The sequence below is a fragment of the Gordonia asplenii genome (assembly GCF_012933505.1).
GTDB classification, from domain to species: domain Bacteria; phylum Actinomycetota; class Actinomycetes; order Mycobacteriales; family Mycobacteriaceae; genus Gordonia; species Gordonia asplenii.
The window spans coordinates 41,790-60,028 of record NZ_JABBNB010000021.1; the positions used below are offsets into that span (position 1 = coordinate 41,790).

The 18,239-nt window shown below is 65.8% G+C and carries 19 protein-coding genes; 10 read left to right on the forward strand and 9 right to left on the reverse strand.

Annotation, left to right across the window (positions count from 1 at the left end):
• Positions 1-233 precede the first annotated feature (233 nt).
• The 3 genes from HH308_RS18690 (at position 234) to HH308_RS18700 (ending at position 3,246) form a co-directional block, all read left to right on the forward strand.
• Entirely contained in the window at positions 234-557 is a 324-nt protein-coding gene (locus HH308_RS18690) for a helix-turn-helix domain-containing protein (RefSeq protein WP_170195755.1), read from the forward strand.
• Between the two features lie 96 nt (positions 558-653).
• Positions 654-1,283: a hypothetical protein gene (locus HH308_RS18695; protein WP_170195756.1), complete on the forward strand. Its 630-nt coding sequence runs from the start codon at positions 654-656 to the stop codon at positions 1,281-1,283.
• Positions 1,284-1,962: 679 nt separating this feature from the next.
• Complete coding sequence (locus tag HH308_RS18700) at positions 1,963-3,246, forward strand: TerD family protein (protein ID WP_170195757.1); 1,284 nt, start codon at positions 1,963-1,965, stop codon at positions 3,244-3,246.
• A gap of 727 nt (positions 3,247-3,973) precedes the next feature.
• Here the strand turns inward: HH308_RS18700 and HH308_RS30725 are convergent.
• Positions 3,974-4,363, reverse strand: a complete 390-nt coding sequence (locus HH308_RS30725; protein ID WP_376767236.1) for an ester cyclase — start codon at positions 4,361-4,363, stop codon at positions 3,974-3,976.
• 224 nt (positions 4,364-4,587) lie between these two features.
• Here HH308_RS30725 and HH308_RS18710 point away from each other — a divergent pair, with 224 nt between their 5' ends.
• Entirely contained in the window at positions 4,588-6,063 is a 1,476-nt protein-coding gene (locus HH308_RS18710) for an HNH endonuclease signature motif containing protein (RefSeq protein WP_170195758.1), read from the forward strand.
• 316 nt (positions 6,064-6,379) lie between these two features.
• Here the strand turns inward: HH308_RS18710 and HH308_RS18715 are convergent, their stop codons facing one another.
• The 5 genes from HH308_RS18715 to HH308_RS18735 all read right to left on the reverse strand — a co-directional run bounded on the left by HH308_RS18715 (position 6,380) and on the right by HH308_RS18735 (position 9,026).
• Positions 6,380-6,625, reverse strand: coding sequence for an Ada metal-binding domain-containing protein (locus HH308_RS18715; protein ID WP_170195759.1), 246 nt, complete (start codon positions 6,623-6,625; stop codon positions 6,380-6,382).
• 3 nt (positions 6,626-6,628) lie between these two features.
• Positions 6,629-7,351, reverse strand: coding sequence for a 2OG-Fe(II) oxygenase (locus HH308_RS18720; protein WP_170195760.1), 723 nt, complete (start codon positions 7,349-7,351; stop codon positions 6,629-6,631).
• Entirely contained in the window at positions 7,348-7,962 is a 615-nt protein-coding gene (locus HH308_RS18725; RefSeq protein ID WP_170195761.1) for a methylated-DNA--[protein]-cysteine S-methyltransferase, read from the reverse strand. The genes HH308_RS18720 and HH308_RS18725 overlap by 4 nt, the downstream gene beginning before the upstream one ends.
• Entirely contained in the window at positions 7,959-8,450 is a 492-nt protein-coding gene (locus HH308_RS18730) for an RNA polymerase sigma factor (RefSeq protein WP_170195762.1), read from the reverse strand. The genes HH308_RS18725 and HH308_RS18730 overlap by 4 nt, the downstream gene beginning before the upstream one ends.
• 108 nt (positions 8,451-8,558) lie before the next feature.
• Positions 8,559-9,026, reverse strand: coding sequence for a MarR family winged helix-turn-helix transcriptional regulator (locus HH308_RS18735; RefSeq protein WP_170195763.1), 468 nt, complete (start codon positions 9,024-9,026; stop codon positions 8,559-8,561).
• 98 nt (positions 9,027-9,124) lie between these two features.
• Between HH308_RS18735 and HH308_RS18740 the strand changes: the two genes are divergently transcribed.
• Positions 9,125-9,880: an alpha/beta fold hydrolase gene (locus HH308_RS18740; RefSeq protein ID WP_170195764.1), complete on the forward strand. Its 756-nt coding sequence runs from the start codon at positions 9,125-9,127 to the stop codon at positions 9,878-9,880.
• 13 nt (positions 9,881-9,893) lie between these two features.
• Here HH308_RS18740 and HH308_RS18745 read toward each other — a convergent pair whose 3' ends face one another.
• The gene (locus HH308_RS18745) at positions 9,894-11,261 is read right to left on the reverse strand and encodes an MFS transporter (RefSeq protein WP_312870699.1); all 1,368 of its coding nucleotides are present in this window, start codon (positions 11,259-11,261) and stop codon (positions 9,894-9,896) included.
• Between the two features lie 101 nt (positions 11,262-11,362).
• Between HH308_RS18745 and HH308_RS18750 the strand changes: the two genes are divergently transcribed.
• Positions 11,363-12,247: a helix-turn-helix transcriptional regulator gene (locus HH308_RS18750; RefSeq protein ID WP_312870700.1), complete on the forward strand. Its 885-nt coding sequence runs from the start codon at positions 11,363-11,365 to the stop codon at positions 12,245-12,247.
• 1 nt (position 12,248) lies between these two features.
• Here HH308_RS18750 and HH308_RS18755 read toward each other — a convergent pair whose 3' ends face one another.
• Complete coding sequence (locus tag HH308_RS18755) at positions 12,249-13,094, reverse strand: NAD(P)H-binding protein (RefSeq protein ID WP_170195766.1); 846 nt, start codon at positions 13,092-13,094, stop codon at positions 12,249-12,251.
• 80 nt (positions 13,095-13,174) lie between these two features.
• Here HH308_RS18755 and HH308_RS18760 point away from each other — a divergent pair, with 80 nt between their 5' ends.
• A complete protein-coding gene (locus HH308_RS18760; RefSeq protein ID WP_170195767.1) occupies positions 13,175-13,756 on the forward strand; it encodes a TetR/AcrR family transcriptional regulator in 582 nt (193 codons plus the stop codon).
• Between the two features lie 39 nt (positions 13,757-13,795).
• Here the strand turns inward: HH308_RS18760 and HH308_RS18765 are convergent, their stop codons facing one another.
• Positions 13,796-15,523, reverse strand: a complete 1,728-nt coding sequence (locus HH308_RS18765) for an acyl-CoA dehydrogenase family protein (RefSeq protein ID WP_170195768.1) — start codon at positions 15,521-15,523, stop codon at positions 13,796-13,798.
• Between the two features lie 277 nt (positions 15,524-15,800).
• Between HH308_RS18765 and HH308_RS18770 the strand changes: the two genes are divergently transcribed.
• The 3 genes from HH308_RS18770 to HH308_RS18780 all read left to right on the forward strand — a co-directional run bounded on the left by HH308_RS18770 (position 15,801) and on the right by HH308_RS18780 (position 18,216).
• On the forward strand, positions 15,801-16,583 hold the full coding sequence (locus HH308_RS18770; protein WP_170195769.1) for a crotonase/enoyl-CoA hydratase family protein: 783 nt from the start codon (positions 15,801-15,803) through the stop codon (positions 16,581-16,583).
• A 73-nt stretch (positions 16,584-16,656) separates the two neighbouring features.
• Positions 16,657-17,439: an SDR family oxidoreductase gene (locus HH308_RS18775; protein WP_170195770.1), complete on the forward strand. Its 783-nt coding sequence runs from the start codon at positions 16,657-16,659 to the stop codon at positions 17,437-17,439.
• Positions 17,440-17,589: 150 nt separating this feature from the next.
• Positions 17,590-18,216 carry a TetR/AcrR family transcriptional regulator gene (locus HH308_RS18780; protein ID WP_170195771.1) on the forward strand — a complete coding sequence of 209 codons (627 nt, stop codon included), beginning with the start codon at positions 17,590-17,592 and terminating at the stop codon, positions 18,214-18,216.
• Positions 18,217-18,239: the final 23 nt, after the last annotated feature.

The following is an 18,239-nucleotide window of genomic DNA, read 5'->3' on the forward strand; positions in this document are numbered from 1 at the left end:
CCGTTGGTGAACATCGTGACCGGCGGGGCTCGATGCGACGGTGTATGTCGAGTTCGGCACTGCGTGGAGAGTCCGGGCGGTGCGGCTGACCCGTGAGCCGGCGTACGACAGCCGCGACTGGTAGCTCTCCGTCTGAGGTTGAGTCGGCGCGCCGCGGTGTCCTTGCGTTGTCCGACGTGTCTGATTCTTTGAGAGCTTGGTTGTGTTCTTGGAGAGTTCGTATATTTGCTGGTGTGGGCGTTGCGGTTGATGTGAAGGATCGTCGATCGGCGCCGGGGATGACTCAGCAGGAGTTGGCGTGGGCGTTGAATACGACGCAGGCTACGGTAAGTCGGTGGTTGTCGGGGGATCGTGCGCTCAGCCCGGAGGTGCAGGGGCGGCTGACGCGGTGGGAGCATGTCGCTCACGCGACGTTTGCGGTGGTGGATCCGGAGAATCGGCGTGGTCCGGTCATCGTCCCTGATGGCGTATGGACGGCGGTGTTCGCGCCGCGGCGCAAGGTGCGGTTGCCTCGTCACCTGGATTGGTCGGGGTCTGCCGGGGGACCGGATTCGTGATGTCGGCTGTGGTCGCGACGGCATCAGTCGGTATGGCGGGCAGTGTTGCGGCAGAGCGGATTTCTGTGGGATTGACGCCTGCAAGAACGGGCTGCGGTGATTCTACTGGATGCCGGGCATGGGCACCTGAGTCTTGCGGGTGGCGCCGGTCTGATTATCCTCGGTCTCACCGATCGCGACACTGAGGATCTCGGTGCGTTCGCGGCGAGGCTGACAGAGGACACGTTCGCGATTACCGATCGGGTGAGCGCGGCATTCAGGGCAGCGGGCTATGAGGTGGTTGATGTGTCGCCGAGTCCGGAAGGGAGCTTGCGGCGGCTGATGGTGACGCCCCCGGGTGGCGGTGCTGTCAAGGTGGAGATCGGCGTCGACTATCGGGCGCGGCCGACGCTGGACACCCGGGTGGGGCCGGTGCTTGATCCGTTGGAGTTGGGGGCGAACAAGGTGCTGACGGTGTACGCGGATCCGACCCGTGGCCGTGATGCTGACGATATCGCTCGACTCTGCAGCCGCTACGCGTTCGATGATCTGATGCGGCTGGTTGATCTGAAGGAGTCCACTCCGGTCGACCGGCGCGTGCTGGCGGAGATGTTCAGAGCGCTTGCGGCGGTGCAGGACCCGCGGTTTGAGGTCAGGGAGCCGGTGCGGGAGTTCATGCGGAACATTGCGAGTCATCTCGATGGTGACTTGCTGCTGGGGCCGTCGCTGTATACGGGGGTGGTGTGACGATGGGCGGGTGCTGAGGATGTCTGTTTGCCGGGGTCATCGCTGCTGCCGCCGCCGCATTCGCCAAGAATCGGCCGGTAAACGTGTGCGGCGGCGGAGGGACCGGACAGCAAGAGGAGGGAGCCACACCGGAGCTGCTGCGGCGACGCACGGTGATCAAAGCAGACGACGTCCTCGGCGAGTAGATATTTCAACCGGAGATCCGGAAGTCATCTAGGGGCGGTGCCCTGCAGTCATTGTCGGCGATCTGCTTGCTGTGCTCTATGAGGTTTGGACGGTGACGCAGTCGGGGGTGGATTCATCGACGATGCGGCGTCGTGTCGGGTCCTGTTGGCCGATCGCCGGGTCCTCGGGGACTGACGTCGAAATGGTCGACCGACCGGAGAAACCGTGCGCGACAACGTTCTTCCGACGATCGTGCCGCGTACGAATCGTCAATGTTACCGATGCCGTGAAGACCTTCGTGCCGGGTGGCTCATGTCGGGCGGCGGCAGCAGGGTTGGGGAAATCGCAGATGGTGGTTTGTAATCGGCTGTGGCGGCCGGGCTGTTAGTTGATCTGCCTGGTCTGTCTTGAGGGGGTGTCACCCGTGGGTCCTACGCTGATCGGGACCTGAGCGGCTGGACCGCGCCAGGCGTATGCCAGTTGGTTCGAACTTGTTGGAGTGAGAGAGGTTTTGATGAATGAACTCATGAAGGGTGCGCGGGTAGATGTGCCGGCGGGCCGGTATACCGTGGCGCTCGACTCGGCGTCTGATGGGCTGGTTGATGCGGCGGCAGTGTTGCTTGCTGTGTCGGGGAGGGTTCGTTCCGACGACGACTTCGTGTTCTTCAATCAGCCGGTCGGTCCGGGTGTGGAGATAAGTGCCGGGCATGTGGTCGAGGTCGACCTGAATCGTGTTCCTGCCGACATCAGCAGAGTGTTGATCACCGGCAGCACTGAGGCTCAGGGGGTCAGTTTCGGTGCGGTGATGGGACTTTCGATCCGTGTGAGCGGGTCGTCGTCGTTCGTGTTCTGCCCTGAAGCGTTGACTACGGAGACGGTGCTGCAGACGGTGGCGTTCTACCGCCGTGGCGATGGATGGCGGATCGACGCGATCGGGCAGGGGTACCAGGATGGTTTGGCGGCGTTTGCGACCGACCATGGGATCAGCGTTGATGAACCGGAACTCGTCGAGTCGCCCGCGTCACCGGCGCCCGCGCCCGCGCCGTCGGCGGGTTCGCCGGTCAGCATGGAGAAGGTTCGGATCTCGATGACGAAGGAGTCGGCGTCCAGGACTGCGACGATTGACCTGCGTAAGAGCCAGGGAGATCCGGACTGGGTGCTGACGGTGGGGCTGGAATGGGACGGGCGGGGCGCAAAGTATGGCAAGTCGGGCAAGGTAACCAGCTATGGCACAGGCGATCTCGACGTCTACTTTTTCGTCCGCAACGAACAGACGAACGACTACGTGGTGATCAGTGGTGATCCGGGCCGCCATGGCAGCCTCGACGCGTGGCCCAATGTGAAGCATTTCGGGGACAGTAAGGGCCCGGGTCGCGGGAAGCCTGCGGTTGAGCAGGTACAGGTGCTGCCCCAGGAGAACGGCCAGATGGCAGTGTCGGTGTACCAGTCGGTCGACAACGGGCTCGGCGCATTGAACACGTTCGGCAACCCGCGTGTTGCGGTGCGGTACGGGCGCCGCGGCCGCAAAGGGCTTCCAGGGCCGGATGCTGACGAAATTCTCGTGCATGTGGGCAACAACAAGAATGCGTTCTGGGCGACGATCGCGATGATTGACGTCGAGAACGGAATCCTCACCGTTGAGGGCGAAACCCAGTACAGCCGAGCCTTTTCCGAAGCGATGCCCGGTATCGATTCGAATGGCAAATGGGTTCGGGCGCCGAAAGGCGGACCACGCGGGCAGAGCAAGAAACGCAACAAGGGGCAAGGACTCAGCCACTACCGCGGGCGGTGCGTATGACCGGAGTGATCTTCGGGGCGGCGGGATCGGCATTGGCCGGTGATGCCGGGGTTTGTAGGCGCCGTCGATGAGTTCAACGCAGTGGGGCCAGTGGTGTGCCAAACCGTTCGCGCGTCGTCGCGGTATGCGGGTGCTGATCAGTGTGTCGGCGATCGGGCCGGTAGTCACGGTGGGGTGCATGGCATTTCTAGCGGCGCGCCGGTGGGCGAGTACCGATTGGGGGACCGTGCCCGCATGGGTGAGCGCGGTAGGGTCGCTGGCCACGTGCGTGTCGGTCGGTATCGCTGCGGTCACGTATCTGCGTGCGCAGGAGGATCGTCGCCGTGCGGAGCGGGATCGCAGCGAGGACCGTGCGGCCGCGCGCGAGGACCAGGCAACTCAGGCCAAGCTGGTCCGATTATCCGCGCTGGCCCGGGGTGGGCTCGACGATGAGGGCAGGCAGCGGTGGAAGGTGATGTTGCGAAACGATAGTGATCGGCCGGTGTTCGGTGTGCGGATCCACACGCTTTGTGCGGTCGCTACGGAGGGGGCGAGTGCGGCGCCGATGCGGTCTCGGCAGTTAATCGATCGCGGTCGCTATTGGCGGCCGCACAAGTCCATACCCAGAATTAGTGTTGAGAGCTCCCAGAAGGGCGAGCTATCTGTTTGGATTCATGAAGACGACTGTGGGAGACGCGGATGTGCGCGCGGATCCGTCGGCTGTCGACGTCCGCATTCATGCGAGGTGTCACTCATTTAGCTGCTGCTGCTCGTGTGTTGTCCGAGGAGTTGAAGCGTGCGGCGAGATTAGGGCCGGCTGTGGGGGAGACCCATCGTGGTGTGGGGCGGTGGCATCGCCGGTGTGAGTGCCGCCGCCCTCCCCTTGACCCACGATGTATGCACCCTCGGCGATCAGATCGGCGGTACCCCAGGAGTTGAGATCGGGGAACGCCGCTCGGAAGCCGGTGGCGAACTCGCGGACCTGGTCCCGGCTGCGCAGTGGCTGATGCAGGGAGTGTTCGAAGCGGATGTCGGGTGCGGCGAGTTCGTCGATGACGGCGGGGGTCCAAGTTCTCGCCCCAGAACTCGGTGAACCAGCAGCCGACGATTGCCTTGTTGTCCTCGATCGACATGAGATCTGCTCTCCATCTCAATGAATCATATTGCGACACATGTCTTTTCGTGAGAATCGCACCTGGAGGCGGTGTCGGCGACCTGGATGTGAGACGCGTGACGAAACGCTTTCCGGTCGGCTTGGTGCACCGGATCCGGCACACAATAAGTTGTCAGTGGGTGGCGGTATTGTCGAATATAGGTTCGAAGGGGACCTGACGATTGGGCCGGCCTGGGGAGGTGAGTGCGGTGACGCGAACAGCGGCGGTGATGCCTGCCGAGCGGGTCGTGGGTGGTTACCGGGATGCCCTCGCGTCGGTCACTGCGCTGTCCGACGTGTCGACGGTGGTGTGTTCGGACGCCGAGTTGGTCGAGGTGACCCGACTCACCGAGGAACTGTCTCGACGGGTCGAGGCCCTGACGGTCGCCCGCTACGCCGACAATCTGCAACGACGCCCGGGCCCGATGATCACTTCGGTGGGGTCGGTGCACGGCTTCTACGAACAAGCGTTGAATGTCGGGCGGGGGGAAACCAATCGGCGCCGCGAGCACGCCGGGAAACTCGCCGCGGGTCAGACCCCCAGTGGTGAGACGATCGCGCCCACCCTTCCCGACACGGCCGAGGCGCTGCGTGCCGGGCAGATTTCCCGCACGCATGTCGACGTGATCATCAAGACGATGCGGAAGATCCCCACGTCGGTGAGCCCGGATGTCGTCGCGTCGGCGGAGGCGTCGATGGCGGAGTTCGCGACCCAGCTGACGCCGCGAGAGTTGGAGAATGTCGGTGCGCGGTTGTTGGCGTATCTGGATCCCGACGGTCAGGTGACCGATGAGCAGGACCGGGTACGACAACGCGACCTCTACCTGTCGTCGCAGGATCAGCAGTTGATGTCCACCCTGACCGGGCACCTGACGCCGGCGGGGCGGGCCGTGGTCGAGTTGGCGATGGAGTTGTTCGCCGCCAAGGGGATGAACAACCCGGACGATCCCGACTCGCCGCGGGGTGCGGTCAACGCGCCGGGCGTCGACCCGCATGTGTTGGCCGAGGCGGCCAAGCGGGATCGGCGGACGGCCGGGCAGCGTCGCCACGATGCGCTCATCGCGATCTGCGCGCACGCGAGCGCCAGCACCGACGGAACGTTGAACGGGCTACCCGCCCACATCGTGGTCACCGCGTCGAAGAAGGACATGGAAGACGGGCGGGGGTTCGCCACCACGGCCACCGGTAGTACGGTGCCGGTCACTGATGTGATCGACCTGGTGATGAGAGATCCGGGCACCGGCGAGATGGTCGTGGTCGTCTTCGACGATGACACCTCTGATGTGATCTTCTACGGCACCGGCCGCCGGTCGGCGAACACCGCACAACGGTTCGCCTCTTTCGGCCGGGACCGAGGATGCACCAAACCGAAATGCCGGGAATCGATGTTCGGCTCGCAGGCCCACCATGTGCGCCGGTGGGAGAACGGCGGGCGCACGACGATCGGGAACCTCGGGGCGGCGTGCGGTCACGACAACCGGCGCGAAGGCCCGCTAGATGATCAGTGGAAGACCGTCATCATCCCCGACGGCCCCGATAAGGGGCGGGTCGGGTGGATCGACCCCGCCGACCCGGACCGTATCCCGCGGGTGAACAACACGTTCTTCCCCGAAATCATCCTGCGCCGCACCTGGAACAAACACCACCGAGGCCCGACCACCCCGTCACCACCGCAACGCGAATAGACCCGAAAACCACAGCAGTGCAAGTGAATCCGCCACGACGCCCGCACCCGGGTGCCGACACAGCCATGCGCCCGGGTGAAACCAACGGCCTGCGTCGAACTCTTCGTTAGGCAGTTTCAGCTACCCCCGAATAGGCGGGTCATCCTATGGCGAGCGTCCCGTGTTTCGTGGGCGCCGGCCGGCTGCAGCGTCAGTCAGTAGTGACGCAACAAGGATGGCGGTGCCGACACCTGGCGCCTATCGGAAGACCTTTGCGACGTCCCGTCTGCCCGGTCCAGCAGCGATCAGTCCCGGTTCAACTGCGTGACATACAGATTCACTGCGCTTTCCATGCCCGATATCGGTCCGCGCAGCACACCGCACAGGGTCGGTATCCGGCTGCGATCGCCGTCGCCTCGTCGGCGAAGAACACCCGATGCCGTACGTACCCGCCGCGGTCGATCGTGTGCCGCGCGGCTCGACAGTCCAGGGTGCCGTAGATCTTCGCGCGCCGATGTCCGCCCCAGAGTCCTTTCACCGGAGACTCGTACGGGCGGCCGTCGGCGTCGATCAGTGTGAACATCGCTCACCGTGCGTCGTGGAAGACCAGGCCGAGTGTGTGCCGCTGACCTGATCGCACGCGTGATACTCCGTGCCGGATCGGACCGATCGACCACCCGCGGGTCGATGCGACGGGCCGTTCCCGGGTGGTGAAGACCAACCCGTGTCCCTGCGGGATAGTGAAGGCCGTCCCACGCGATTGGGCTCGGGGCCGCTGCTCGACGAGCAGGAACTCCCCGCCGGTGAAATCGACTCCCGGCTCGCTCAGGTTGACGACGACCTGCATCGGGAAAATGAGATCTCCGTACAAATCCTGGTGCAGCGCGTTCCAGTCATCGGCGGCGTAGCGCAACAGGATCGCCGTCGACTTGGTCTGCCCGGCCGCATGACAGCGATCCAGCCACTCGTCGAACGACTCCGGCCACGACGCCGGACGCCCGAGCTTGATCGCCCAGTCTCGGGCAATCGGCAGCAACCGCGGATACAACGCCTGTTTGAGTGCGGCGATCGGCTCCGGATACGGTTCGCGGAAGTACCGGTACTGGCCACTGCCGAATCGGTAGCGGGCCATGTCGATGGTCGATCGGAACCGGTCGACGTCGTCGTACATGTCCCGAATCTCAGCGGCCTCCCGCAGCGTCAGCAACTGCGGCAACGGCGCCGCGCCGTCGTCGTCGAGCTCGGCGGCGACGGCCCGCCAATCAGCGGAATCGACACGTTGCTGCCACGATCCCGCACCGGCGGTCATGCCGCCTCCAGTCCGAGGAGGGTCGCCTTGGCGGCCAGCCCGCCGACATATCCGCCCGGCGAACCATCGGAGCGGACGACGCGGTGGCACGGCACGACGATCGGCAGCGGGTTGGTAGCGCACGCCGTCCCCACCGCCCGTACGGCATTGGGGTTCCCGACGAGTTCGGCCATCTGCCGGTAACTCCGGGTTTCGCCGTACCCGATCTCGGGCAGATGCTGCTGTACGAGTTGCCGGAACCCATGAGAGAGCGACAAATCGAGCGGGAGGTCGAAGCCGTGCCGGCGACCGGTGAAGTACTCGTCGAGTTCGCGGGCCGCGACGTCGAGCCGGGCCGGGGCGCGCAGAATCCGCGGACTCAGTTTGTGCGCCAGCGTGTCCAGGACATGATCATGGCCTTCGTTGGCGTAGGCGACCCGCACCAGGCCCTTCGGGGTAGCCGCCAGCAGGAGCGCGCCGACGGGGGAGTCGATCGTCGTGTACGCGACATCGAGTAGATTCTCCTGCGCCGCGGCCACCGCGAGCCGAGCGCGCAGCGACTCGAGGGAATTCGATGTCGCCGGCGAGCGAAGGACGTCGAGGATCGGGGCGTCGGACGGATCGGTGTTCATGAGGTTTCTCCTTCCATGATCGCGCCCGGAACTGTCTTCTTCAATTTCTTCATGCCATCGGCGGCGGCTCGCCGTGCTGCGTCGACGCTGCCTCCGACAAGTTCGGCGACCGCCGAATACGGCAGTCCACCGATGTAGTGGTATGCGATCGCGTGCCGCTGCTTATCCGGCAGGTCGGCGAGCGCTGCCCACAGCTCAGGATGCCCCGAACCGGGGAGACCATCGGTGCTGGCGCGCTCCGGCAACTGTTCGACCGGCAGCGGATTGCGGGCACGGGCCCGCACGACGTCGATCGCCTTACGATGTGCGATCGTCACCAGCCAAGCCTCGACGTTGGCCGTCTCGGCCAACTCGGGATAGGCGCGCAGCGCGGCCAGAAAAGTCTCCGACCATGCGTCATCAGCGTCGTGCGGACCGAGAACTGCTCGGCATACCCGCAACACACGATCTCCGTGTTCGTCGACGATCCGCTCGAAAGGCTGCTTCATCGGATTCGACCGGGCGAGCCGGTCAGTTGGGTGTGCATCGTCTGCCCTCCTTCACCGAGTAGACGCCACGCGCACCGCAAACGTGAGATCTGCCGGGCGCACACTTCTTCACTCCGCCTCTCGATCCAGAATTCTGCGCTGCAGCGCCTGCCCGGCGGGAAGCTGCGCGACGAGTGACCGCAGCACCGGAATCACGGCGTCGAGTCTGTCGGCGTCGAGCACGAATCCCAGTGCGGCATAAAGGTTCTCTTCGATCTCCCGGACCGTGCGCGCGGCGTCGAGGCCCGACTCGGTGAGCGAGAGGACAGTGGTGCGTCGATCCTGCGCCCCGATGACGGAGTGCACCAAGCCCTTGTGCGTCAACGTCGCCATCAACCTGCTGGGACTGCCGCCCTCACAGACGAGTCGTTGGCCGATCTCGCGAACCGTCAACGGCGTCGACGCGTCCCTCAACACGGCGATCGCTTCGGCTTGCGACACGGTGAGCCCGTACGGCTTGAGGGCAGTCGCCAGCGCTCGCGCGCCTTCCCGTTGGGCGGCGAGGACGAGATAGCGAAACTCCTCGATCGATTCCATCGTCACAGCACAGCATATCGACAATCCATGACGTGTCATGTATTAATAGATGACACGTCACCTAACTAAGTGGCAGTCACCGTCGAAAGAGGCCAACCATGACCACTACGCCCACGCTCGTCACCGTCCCGTGCTTCTCCGGCGCCCCGTGGGACGACCGTCAGCTCAGCCCCCTCAAAGCCGCGTACCCGGTACGGACTATGCGATTGCCCGAAGCGCTCGACGACGTCGAGCGCTACGCCGACTTCGTCGCGGCGCAGGTCGCCGATCTGTCCGACTACGTGTTGGTGGGGGACTCGTTCGGTGCCGTCATCAGTCTGACGCTGGCGCTACGGCAGCCGACGGGCCTACGCGGACTCGTGCTGTCCGGCGGATTCGCCGCAAATCCACTGCCGGCCTGGAAGAACACTTTCGGGCGCAACGCCCACCACATCACCGGCGCCCTGTACCGCAACGGCACGCTGCGGTATCACGCCGCGAGCCTCGCATCGAAGTACGACGTCGGGGCCGAAGTTCCGCACACCAAGGAGGACTACCGCCAGCTGTTCCTGGCGAATACTCCGGCCGAGTCGTACAACGCGCGAGTAGCGAGCGTCATCTCGTTCGACGTGCGCGATCAGCTCGGCAAGGTCGACGTTCCTACACTGCTGATCACCCCGGAGGACGATCAGCTCGTGGGTGAGCAAGCGGCACAGGTACTGCGCGACGGTCTGCCCAGCGCGAGCGAAGTGATTCTGAACAACACCGGCCACATGTTCCGCTTCACCCATCCCGACCTCTACGGGCGAACGATTCTGAATTTCCTCGCGACCCTGGACACAACGTCCGACGTGGTCGGAAAAACCTCGCAGTAACCGCGTACCCGGCTCACGAACTTCCCGACACGCGGGGCAGCCGCAGCGCCACAGCACCGGCGAGGCACGCGGCCACCGCCGCGATCACAAGACTGACGCGCACTCCGCGAACGAACGTGTCGGGTTGGGCGAGCAGACCGCCGAAAACAGCGATCGCCAAAGCTCCGCCGATCTGTCTACTGGTGTTGAAGACGCCCGACGCCACGCCGGACAGATCAGCGGGCACGGCGTCGAGCAGGAGAGCCGTCGCGGGTGGAGCTACCAGCGGCCCACCGAGCCCGACGAGAATCATCAGCAACGCGATCGACCATACGGGCGTCGACGACGACAGAACCACGATCGTAACGAGTCCCACGGCCATCACCGCCAGCCCCGCGACGATCAGCGTTCGGCGGCCGAATCGCTCAGCGAGGCGGGCCGAGAACGGGGTGACCACGAGTCCGATCAGCATCATCGGCCCGAACGCGACTCCGGTCTGCAGTGCGGTGAGTCCGCGATGCTGTTGCAGGAACAGACTCATCACGAACGGGAGCCCGTAGTATCCGACCATGAAGGCGAACCCGCAGACGAGCGTGATGCGGACGGTGCGGGAGTGCAGCAGCGTCAACGGCAGCATCGGGTGCGGCACGTTCTTCTGGAGGAGCCAGAACGCGACCGCCGCGACGACCGCCACGATGAAGGCGCCGATCACCGGCGGGGCGTCGAATCCGCGTGAGCCGGCTTCGATGGCGCCGAAGGTCACCGCGCCCATGGCGATCACACCGGTCACCTGCCCGGGAACGTCGAAGGGCACTGCCCGCGTCGTCGACGACGCGGTGCGGGCGAGCACCAGCAACGCGGCGATACCGGCCGGCGCGTTGATGAAGAAGATCAACCGCCAGTCGATCTGATTCAACAGCCCGCCGACGACCGGCCCGGCCGACGACGCGACGGCACCACCCATCGCCCAGATGCCGATCGCTCGACCACGTTCTCGAGGGTCGGGGTAGCCCTGGCGGATCAATGCCATCGACGCGGGCATGATCGCGGCGGCCGCGGCGCCCTGGACGAAACGTGCCGCCACCAGGACAGCGAGGTTCGGCGCGAGCCCGCATCCGACCGATGCGACGACGAACAGCACGACTCCCGAACCGAACGCCGTGCGGGCGCCGACCCGGTCCGCCAACGACCCCGCCGTGAGCAGCAGCGCCGCGAACATCAGGGTGTACCCGTCTACCACCCATTGCAGGCCCGCGATTCCGCCGCCGAGGTCGGCGCGGATCGTGGGCAGCGTGACGTTCACGACAACGGCGTCGAGGGTGATGAGAAAGAACCCGATGATGGCCGCGACCAGCGTCGAACGGCTGCGGGTGGTCGTCGGAGATGCCAGTGCTGTGCTCACCCAACCAGCTCACGCTCCTCGGTACCCGGGAGGAAGGTCGCGGTTATGGGGGTACCGGCGCGACCTCCCATTCGACGACCCCGAGTCGTAGCGTTGTCGGCGTGGACCTCCGCGCAGACATCCGCGACTTTCTCGTCACCCGACGAGCCCGGCTGACCCCGGAGCAGGTCGGCCTGCCCAACACCGGCCGACGTCGAGTGCCCGGTCTGCGTCGGGAAGAAGTCGCGGTGCTCGCAGGTGTGAGTCCAGAGTGGTACACGCGTCTGGAGAAGGGCCACATCAGCGGGGTGTCCGAGGACGTGCTGGATGCGGTAGCGCGCGCACTACGACTGAGCGACATCGAATGCGAGCATCTGTTCAACCTCGCCCGCAGCGCGAAGCCGGTACGCACGCCGCGCCGCCGCAACAGTCCGGTCGTGCCGGAAAGCCTTCAACGCGTACTCGATTCGATGACGACTGCCGCGGCTTTCGTGCGGACCGGTCGGCTCGACATCGTCGGGACCAATGCTCTCGCGCGAGCACTCTATTCGCCGGTGCTCGACGACCCCCGCCACCGGGGCAACCTCGCCCGATTCGACTTCCTGGACCCACGGGCGGCCGACTTCTATCCGAACTACGACGCCGCACTGTCGGTCGCGGTCGCGCTGTTGCGAACCGAGTCCGGACGCAATCCACGGGATCCGGAGCTCATCAACTTGGTCGGCGAACTCGCCACGCGCAGTGAGGCCTTCCGCGTCCGTTGGGGCGCTCACGACGTGCGATCACATCGTGGCGGAGTCAAGGAGTTCAACCACCCGGCCGTCGGATATCTCGAACTCACCTATGACTCGATGGAATTGGTCGCGGCGCCGGGGCTGACGCTGACCGCCTATACCGCAGAACCGCACACGCTCTCCGCCGACAATCTCGGGCTGCTTGCTTCCTGGGCAGCGAGCCGGGAGCTGCCCGGCGTCGACGCCGTAGGCCGTCTGTCGCTGGGGGACTGACTCACGCGAAGGCAAGACGGTTGCGGGTGACCCACTCGGCGAACGGGCGGGCGGGATGACCGAGGACCGACGCGACGTCGGGGCTGACCCGCCGTTCGGTGGGCAGCGGTAACCCGAGGACGTCGAGCGTGCCGTCGATCACCGCTTCGGGCATGACCTGCGCCAAGTGTGCGCGCGCCTGTTCGCGGGTCAGTTCCACGAAGGTGATGTCGACGCCGACGACGTCGGCGATCACCGCGGCCTGCTCGCGCGGCGTGATCAGGTGTGGCCCGGTGACGTCGTAGACGCGTTCCGCGTGGCCCGCCTGGGTGAGAGCCGTGGCCGCGACGGCTGCGATGTCGGCGGGGTCGACGACGGGCAGTCCGACATCGCCGAACGGCGCGAAGACGGTTCGGGCAGTACGCACCGACTCGGCCCACCCGAACGCGTTCGACGCGAAGCCGCTGGGCCGCAGAATGGTGACGTCGACGCCGCTGGCGCGCACCGCCGCCTCGAACTCGCGCAGGCGAGCGTGCGAGTCGACGTCGGGCCGAGTGGCACTGACCTGCGATGACTGCAACACGATGCGTTTCACGCCGGATTGAACGGCGGCGTCGATCACCGCGGCCGGCGGTTCGCCGTGACTGTTCAACTCGCCGCCGATCAGCAGGAAGAGGGCGTCGGCGCCGGTGAGTGCCGGTCGCATACTCGCGGCATCGCCGACGTCGGCCCGGACGTGCCGTGCCCCCGCTCCGAGTCCCTCGATGCGGGGTCGTCGTGAGACTGCGACGACGTCTTCGCCTTGTCGGCTGAGCAATCGCACCACGTGTTGCCCGACGTTTCCGGTTGCTCCGGTAACAACGATCATCTGATTTCCTCGCTTAGTTAGTTGGCTGACTTACTCTCCGAAGCTAGCATCGCGCATTGCCGGTGTCTATAGTTAGTTGGGTGACTGACTCAGTGGGACCGCGGGCCCGGGCGGCCGACAAACGTCGAAGGCTCACCACCGAAGCCGCACGGGTATTGCACGAGCAGGGCGTCGAACGAACGACCCTTGCCCACATCGCATCCGCCGCCGACGTACCCGTCGGGAACGTCTACTACTACTTCAAGACCAAAGACGACTTGGTGCAGGCGGCACTGTCGGAACACGGCGCACGTCTCGACGAACTCATCGGACGGCTCAACGAAATCGCCGATCCGCGCGAGCGACTGACGACGCTCGTCGGGATGTGGGTGGACCAGCGCGACGTCGCGGCTCAATTCGGCTGCCCCACGGGGACACTCGCCGTCGAACTCGACAAGCGGAGGGACGGAGAACTGGATGCGGCGGCCGGCGACCTGCTTCGTCGGCTGATCGCGTGGGCCGCCGACCAGTTCCGCGAACTGGAACTGCCCGACCCCGACGGGCTGGGCGTGACCCTGGTGGCGGCCTACCAGGGGATGTCGTTGCTGGCCAACGCCCTACGCGACCCGCAGATCATGACTTCGCAGGGGGAGCGACTGGTGGAATGGCTCGAGTCGCTGTGACCCTCACCGTCGTGCGCGACCTCCCCCGCACGCCAGCCGTCAGGCGAGCTTCTCACCGACTGCGACCTCGCCCGCTTCGATGATCTCGAGCAGACCGTGCACGCGGCTGAGCTGGTGCACGCCGTAGAAGTCGGCCTCGATCACACGGCGGTCGTCCGTGTCTGCCCGCCGCAACTGCGCGGCGAGGAGGCGAGCATGTGCCCAGCCGCCGGCGAGCAGACCGCACAACGTGAGATACGGCACGCTGACGGCGAATACATTCCTGGGGTTCGACGCCGCGTGCTCGACGAGCGCGGTGGTCGCCCGCCGGGCCGCGGCCAGGGCACGGTCGAGCCGCTCGACGGTGCGCGCAGCCACCGCATCGCTGCTCGCACGCAGCTCGACGACGTCCTTCTCGATGAGCGCGAAGAACTGTTCAGCGGTACGCCCCCGGTCGCGGAGCATCTTGCGGCCGACGAGGTCGTTGGACTGGATGGCGGTGGTGCCCTCGTAGATCGGGAAGATGCGCGCGTCGCGGTAGTGCTGAGCCGTGCCGGTCTCCTCGATGAAGCCGACGCCACCATGTACCTGCACGGCGTCGGAGGTGATCGCGACGGCCTCCTCGGTTACCCAGCCCTTGAAGATCGGCACCAGAAACTCTGCCAGCTCACGGGCCTGCGTCGAATCGTCCTGCTGCGCGGCGTCGAGCCATACCGCGAGCTGCATCGATAGCGCACGGAACGCGGAGATCCGGCTGGACATCGAGATCAGCAGGCGCGCGACGTCGGGGTGCTGGGCGATCGGGGTGCCCGGGGCGCGCCCGACCACGGTTCCCTGCACGCGTTGCGCGGCATAGTCGCGGGCCTGCTGGAACGCGCGGTCGGCGACGCCCAGCGCCTGGACGCCGATGCCGATCCGGCTCGCGTTCATCATCACGAACATCGCCGCGAGTCCACCGTTGAGTTCACCGACGAGCCGACCGACCGCGGCGTCGTACTGCAGTACGCAGGTGGGACTGGAATGGATCCCGAGCTTGTGCTCGATCGACACCGTGGTGATGGAATTGCGGCTGCCCGGTACGCCGTCGTCGGGTAGGTACTTCGGCACCACGAACAGCGACAGTCCCGCCAGGCCGGCCGGTGCATCCGGCGTGCGGGCCAGCACGAGGTGGACGATGTTCTCGGCGAGGTCGTGATCGCCCCAGGTGATGAAGATCTTCTGGCCGGTCACCGCCCATGTTCCGTCGGCTTGCGGGCGTGCGACGGTGGTGATCGACGCAAGGTCGGTTCCCGCCTGCGGCTCGGTCAAGTTCATCGTGGCGGTCCATCGTCCGGCGACAATCGGCGCGAGGTAGGTGTCGCGGATCTCGTCGTCGGCTGCGGCGTTCAACGCGAGTGCCGCGGCGATCGACAGTCCAGCACACAGCGACAGCGCCGCGTTGGACGCGCTCCACAGTTCGCTCAGCGCGCCGTGCACGGTCCACGGCACCCCTTCGCCGCCGATGTCCTTGGGCAGGAACGTGCCCGCCCAACCGCCCTCGGCGTAGCGGCGGTACGCATCGACGTAGCCGGGCGGGCTGGTGACGACGCCGTCGGACAACGCAGCTCCGACGCGATCGCCGACGGCGTTGAGCGGATGGAGAACCTCGACGGCGAACTCGCCTGCGGCGGCGATGACGGCGACGGCGTCGCCGGCGGTGAGGTCGCCGTCGGTCGCATGCGCGACGACGTCGCGCTCGAAGTACTCCGACAGCAGGAATGCGTAGTCATCGGTGGGGACGCGGTACATCTTCGACCTTTCAGCAGGCGACGGCCGGGCATCGCCCGACCCAGGGAATCGACGGCGATCTCAGCACGTCGGGCGCTAGACTATGTCGTCTAGACGAATCGGTCAACACTTCCGCGCGGAACGGTTGACCTGGCGATTCATCGAGTCGACCGCAAATTCGAATCGTGCGGCGATCGATTTCGATTCGTTATTGACGATCTGGTCTAGACTGATTAGTCTACTGCTTCAGCAGGCGTCGGATCGGCGCCGGAACATCCCAAGCAAGTCAGGAGTACCGATGAGCACGACCGACACCGGTCAGGTCACCTTCCGCACCGAGGACCACATCGCCGTCATCACCGTCGACAACGAGTCGAAGAAGAACGCCTTCACGCCGGACATGATGCGGCAGTTGGCGGGTCACCTCACCACCTTCGACGACGACGATTCGCTGTGGGGGGCGGTCCTGTGCGCGGCGGGGGAGCACACCACCGCGGGCCTGGACATGCCCAAGTTCTTCGGTCCCGGCGCCGACGCCGACCTCGACCCGGCACTGGTCGATCCCTTCGGCCTCGGCCGCCGGACCACCAAACCGGTCGTCTCGGTGGTGCAGGGCCTGACCTTCACCGTCGGGGTCGAGATGATGCTCGCCGCCGATATCGCGGTAGCCGCCGACACGGCGGTCTTCCAGCAGCTCGAGGTCGCGCGCGGCATCGCTCCGCTGGGCGGAGCCCATTTCCGGTACCTGACCCGCACCGGCTGGGGGAATGCCATGTATCACCTGCTTCGCGCCGACAGATTCGACGCCCAACGAGCTCTCGCGCTCGGGTTCGTCCAGGAAGTCGTACCGTTCGGCGAACACATCGACCGCGGAATCGAACTGGCACGCGAGATCTGCGCCAACGCACCGCTCGGCACGCGCGCGACCAAAATCGCCGCGCTGGCGTATCTGCGCGATGGCGAACAAGCGGCGATCGACGCCGTCGACGAGGTCAAAGCCACGGTGTTCGGCAGCGCCGATGCGATGGAAGGCATCGCATCCTTCGTCGAACGGCGTCCCGCGGTGTTCCAGGGCCGCTGACGGCTCAGTCACCACCGGGCGGTAGACCTTGGTGGATCCACGTACTCAACAACTCCAAGTCAGGACAATCGATATGACGGATCTCGATCTCTTCTCGGTGGCGGGCAAGACGGCTCTGGTAACCGGCGGCACCCGGGGGATCGGCTACATGATCGCCGAGGGGCTGCTCAAAGCCGGTGCGCGGGTGTTCATCGCATCCCGTAAACCCGAGGCGTGTGCGGCGGCCGAGCAAACGCTGTCGGAGTTCGGTGCGGTGACGGCATTTCCCGCCGATCTGAGCAGTCCCGACGAATCCGCCGACCTGGCCCGACGCGTCGCCGCGCAGACCTCCGAGCTCCACGTACTCGTCAACAACGCCGGCGCCACCTGGGGCGCATCGTTCGACGAATTCCCGGTGTCGGGGTGGGACAAAGTTCTGAACCTGAACCTGCGCGCGCCGTTCGTGCTGACTCAGCAGCTGCGACCATTGCTCGACGCCGCGAGCCGACACGATGACCCTGCGCGCGTACTCAACGTCGGGTCGATCGACGGGCTCGCCGTGCCCAACTTCGACAACTTCTCCTACGGGGCGGCCAAGGCCGGACTGCATCACCTGACCAGGCACATGGCCTCAACGCTGGCGCCGAAGATCCTCGTCAATGCGATCGCTCCCGGTCCCTTCCCGACGAAGATGCTCACCGGCGCACTCGACGACGACGGCGAACAACTCCGAGCGTCGAATCCGCTGGGCCGCATCGGTGTCCCCGACGACGCCGCAGCACTGGCGATCTTCCTATCGGCCCGCGGATCGTCGTTCATCACCGGAGCAACGATTCCGCTCGACGGTGGGCTGGCCGCGACCGCGAAGGTCGGCTGAGCCGCCGGCGTCCCGGAGCAGGCGGCGAACGCGGGCTCTCCGCCGCCGCGGCAAGCGGCACAATCTGGCCGCAACCTGCGGGTTTCTTACCTTGATCAGTCAATGTAATAGCGATCAGTCTACCTTGATTGACCAAGGTAAGCTACACCCGTGGCTACGACCCGAGTACGACGAAGTCCAGACGAAGCGAGAGCGTTGATCCTGGCCGCCGCCGAAGAACTCCTCATCGAAGGCGGCCCCGCCGCGGTTCAGGTGCGGGCCGTGGCCAGCCGGGTCGGCATGACCGATGCAGGTGTCACCCATCACTTCACCAGCAGGGACGGACTGCTCGTCGCACTGCTGCGCCATGGTGGCGGCAAGATCCGGACTGCAGTCATCGACGCCACGTCCGGGTGGATCAACGACGGTGCGCGGGTCGCCGACCTGGTTGAAAGGATCGCTGCGGTGTACAGCAGCGGTTACGGGCAGCTCGTGGTCGCGTTGAGTGCAGCAGGTTGGAGCGACGACGACGTCGGGCTGCTCAACCCCGTCGTCGACGCCCTCCACGCGGCCCGGAGGCGTCGCGCGGGGCGGCGGATCTCGCAGACGGACACACGTCTCGCGGTCGCCGCGCTGCACCAGGCACTGGCCACCGAATCCGCCTACGGGGCGGCCTTTCGTCGCAGTGCCGGCCTCTACGAGAACGCACGTCAGACCGAACAGCAGCGACGATGGTGGGTGCATACCTTGGTCACAACACTCGACATCGACGAATCACCGAGGAGCGACGCGCGGTGACCAGGCAGGTCACGGGTTGGCGG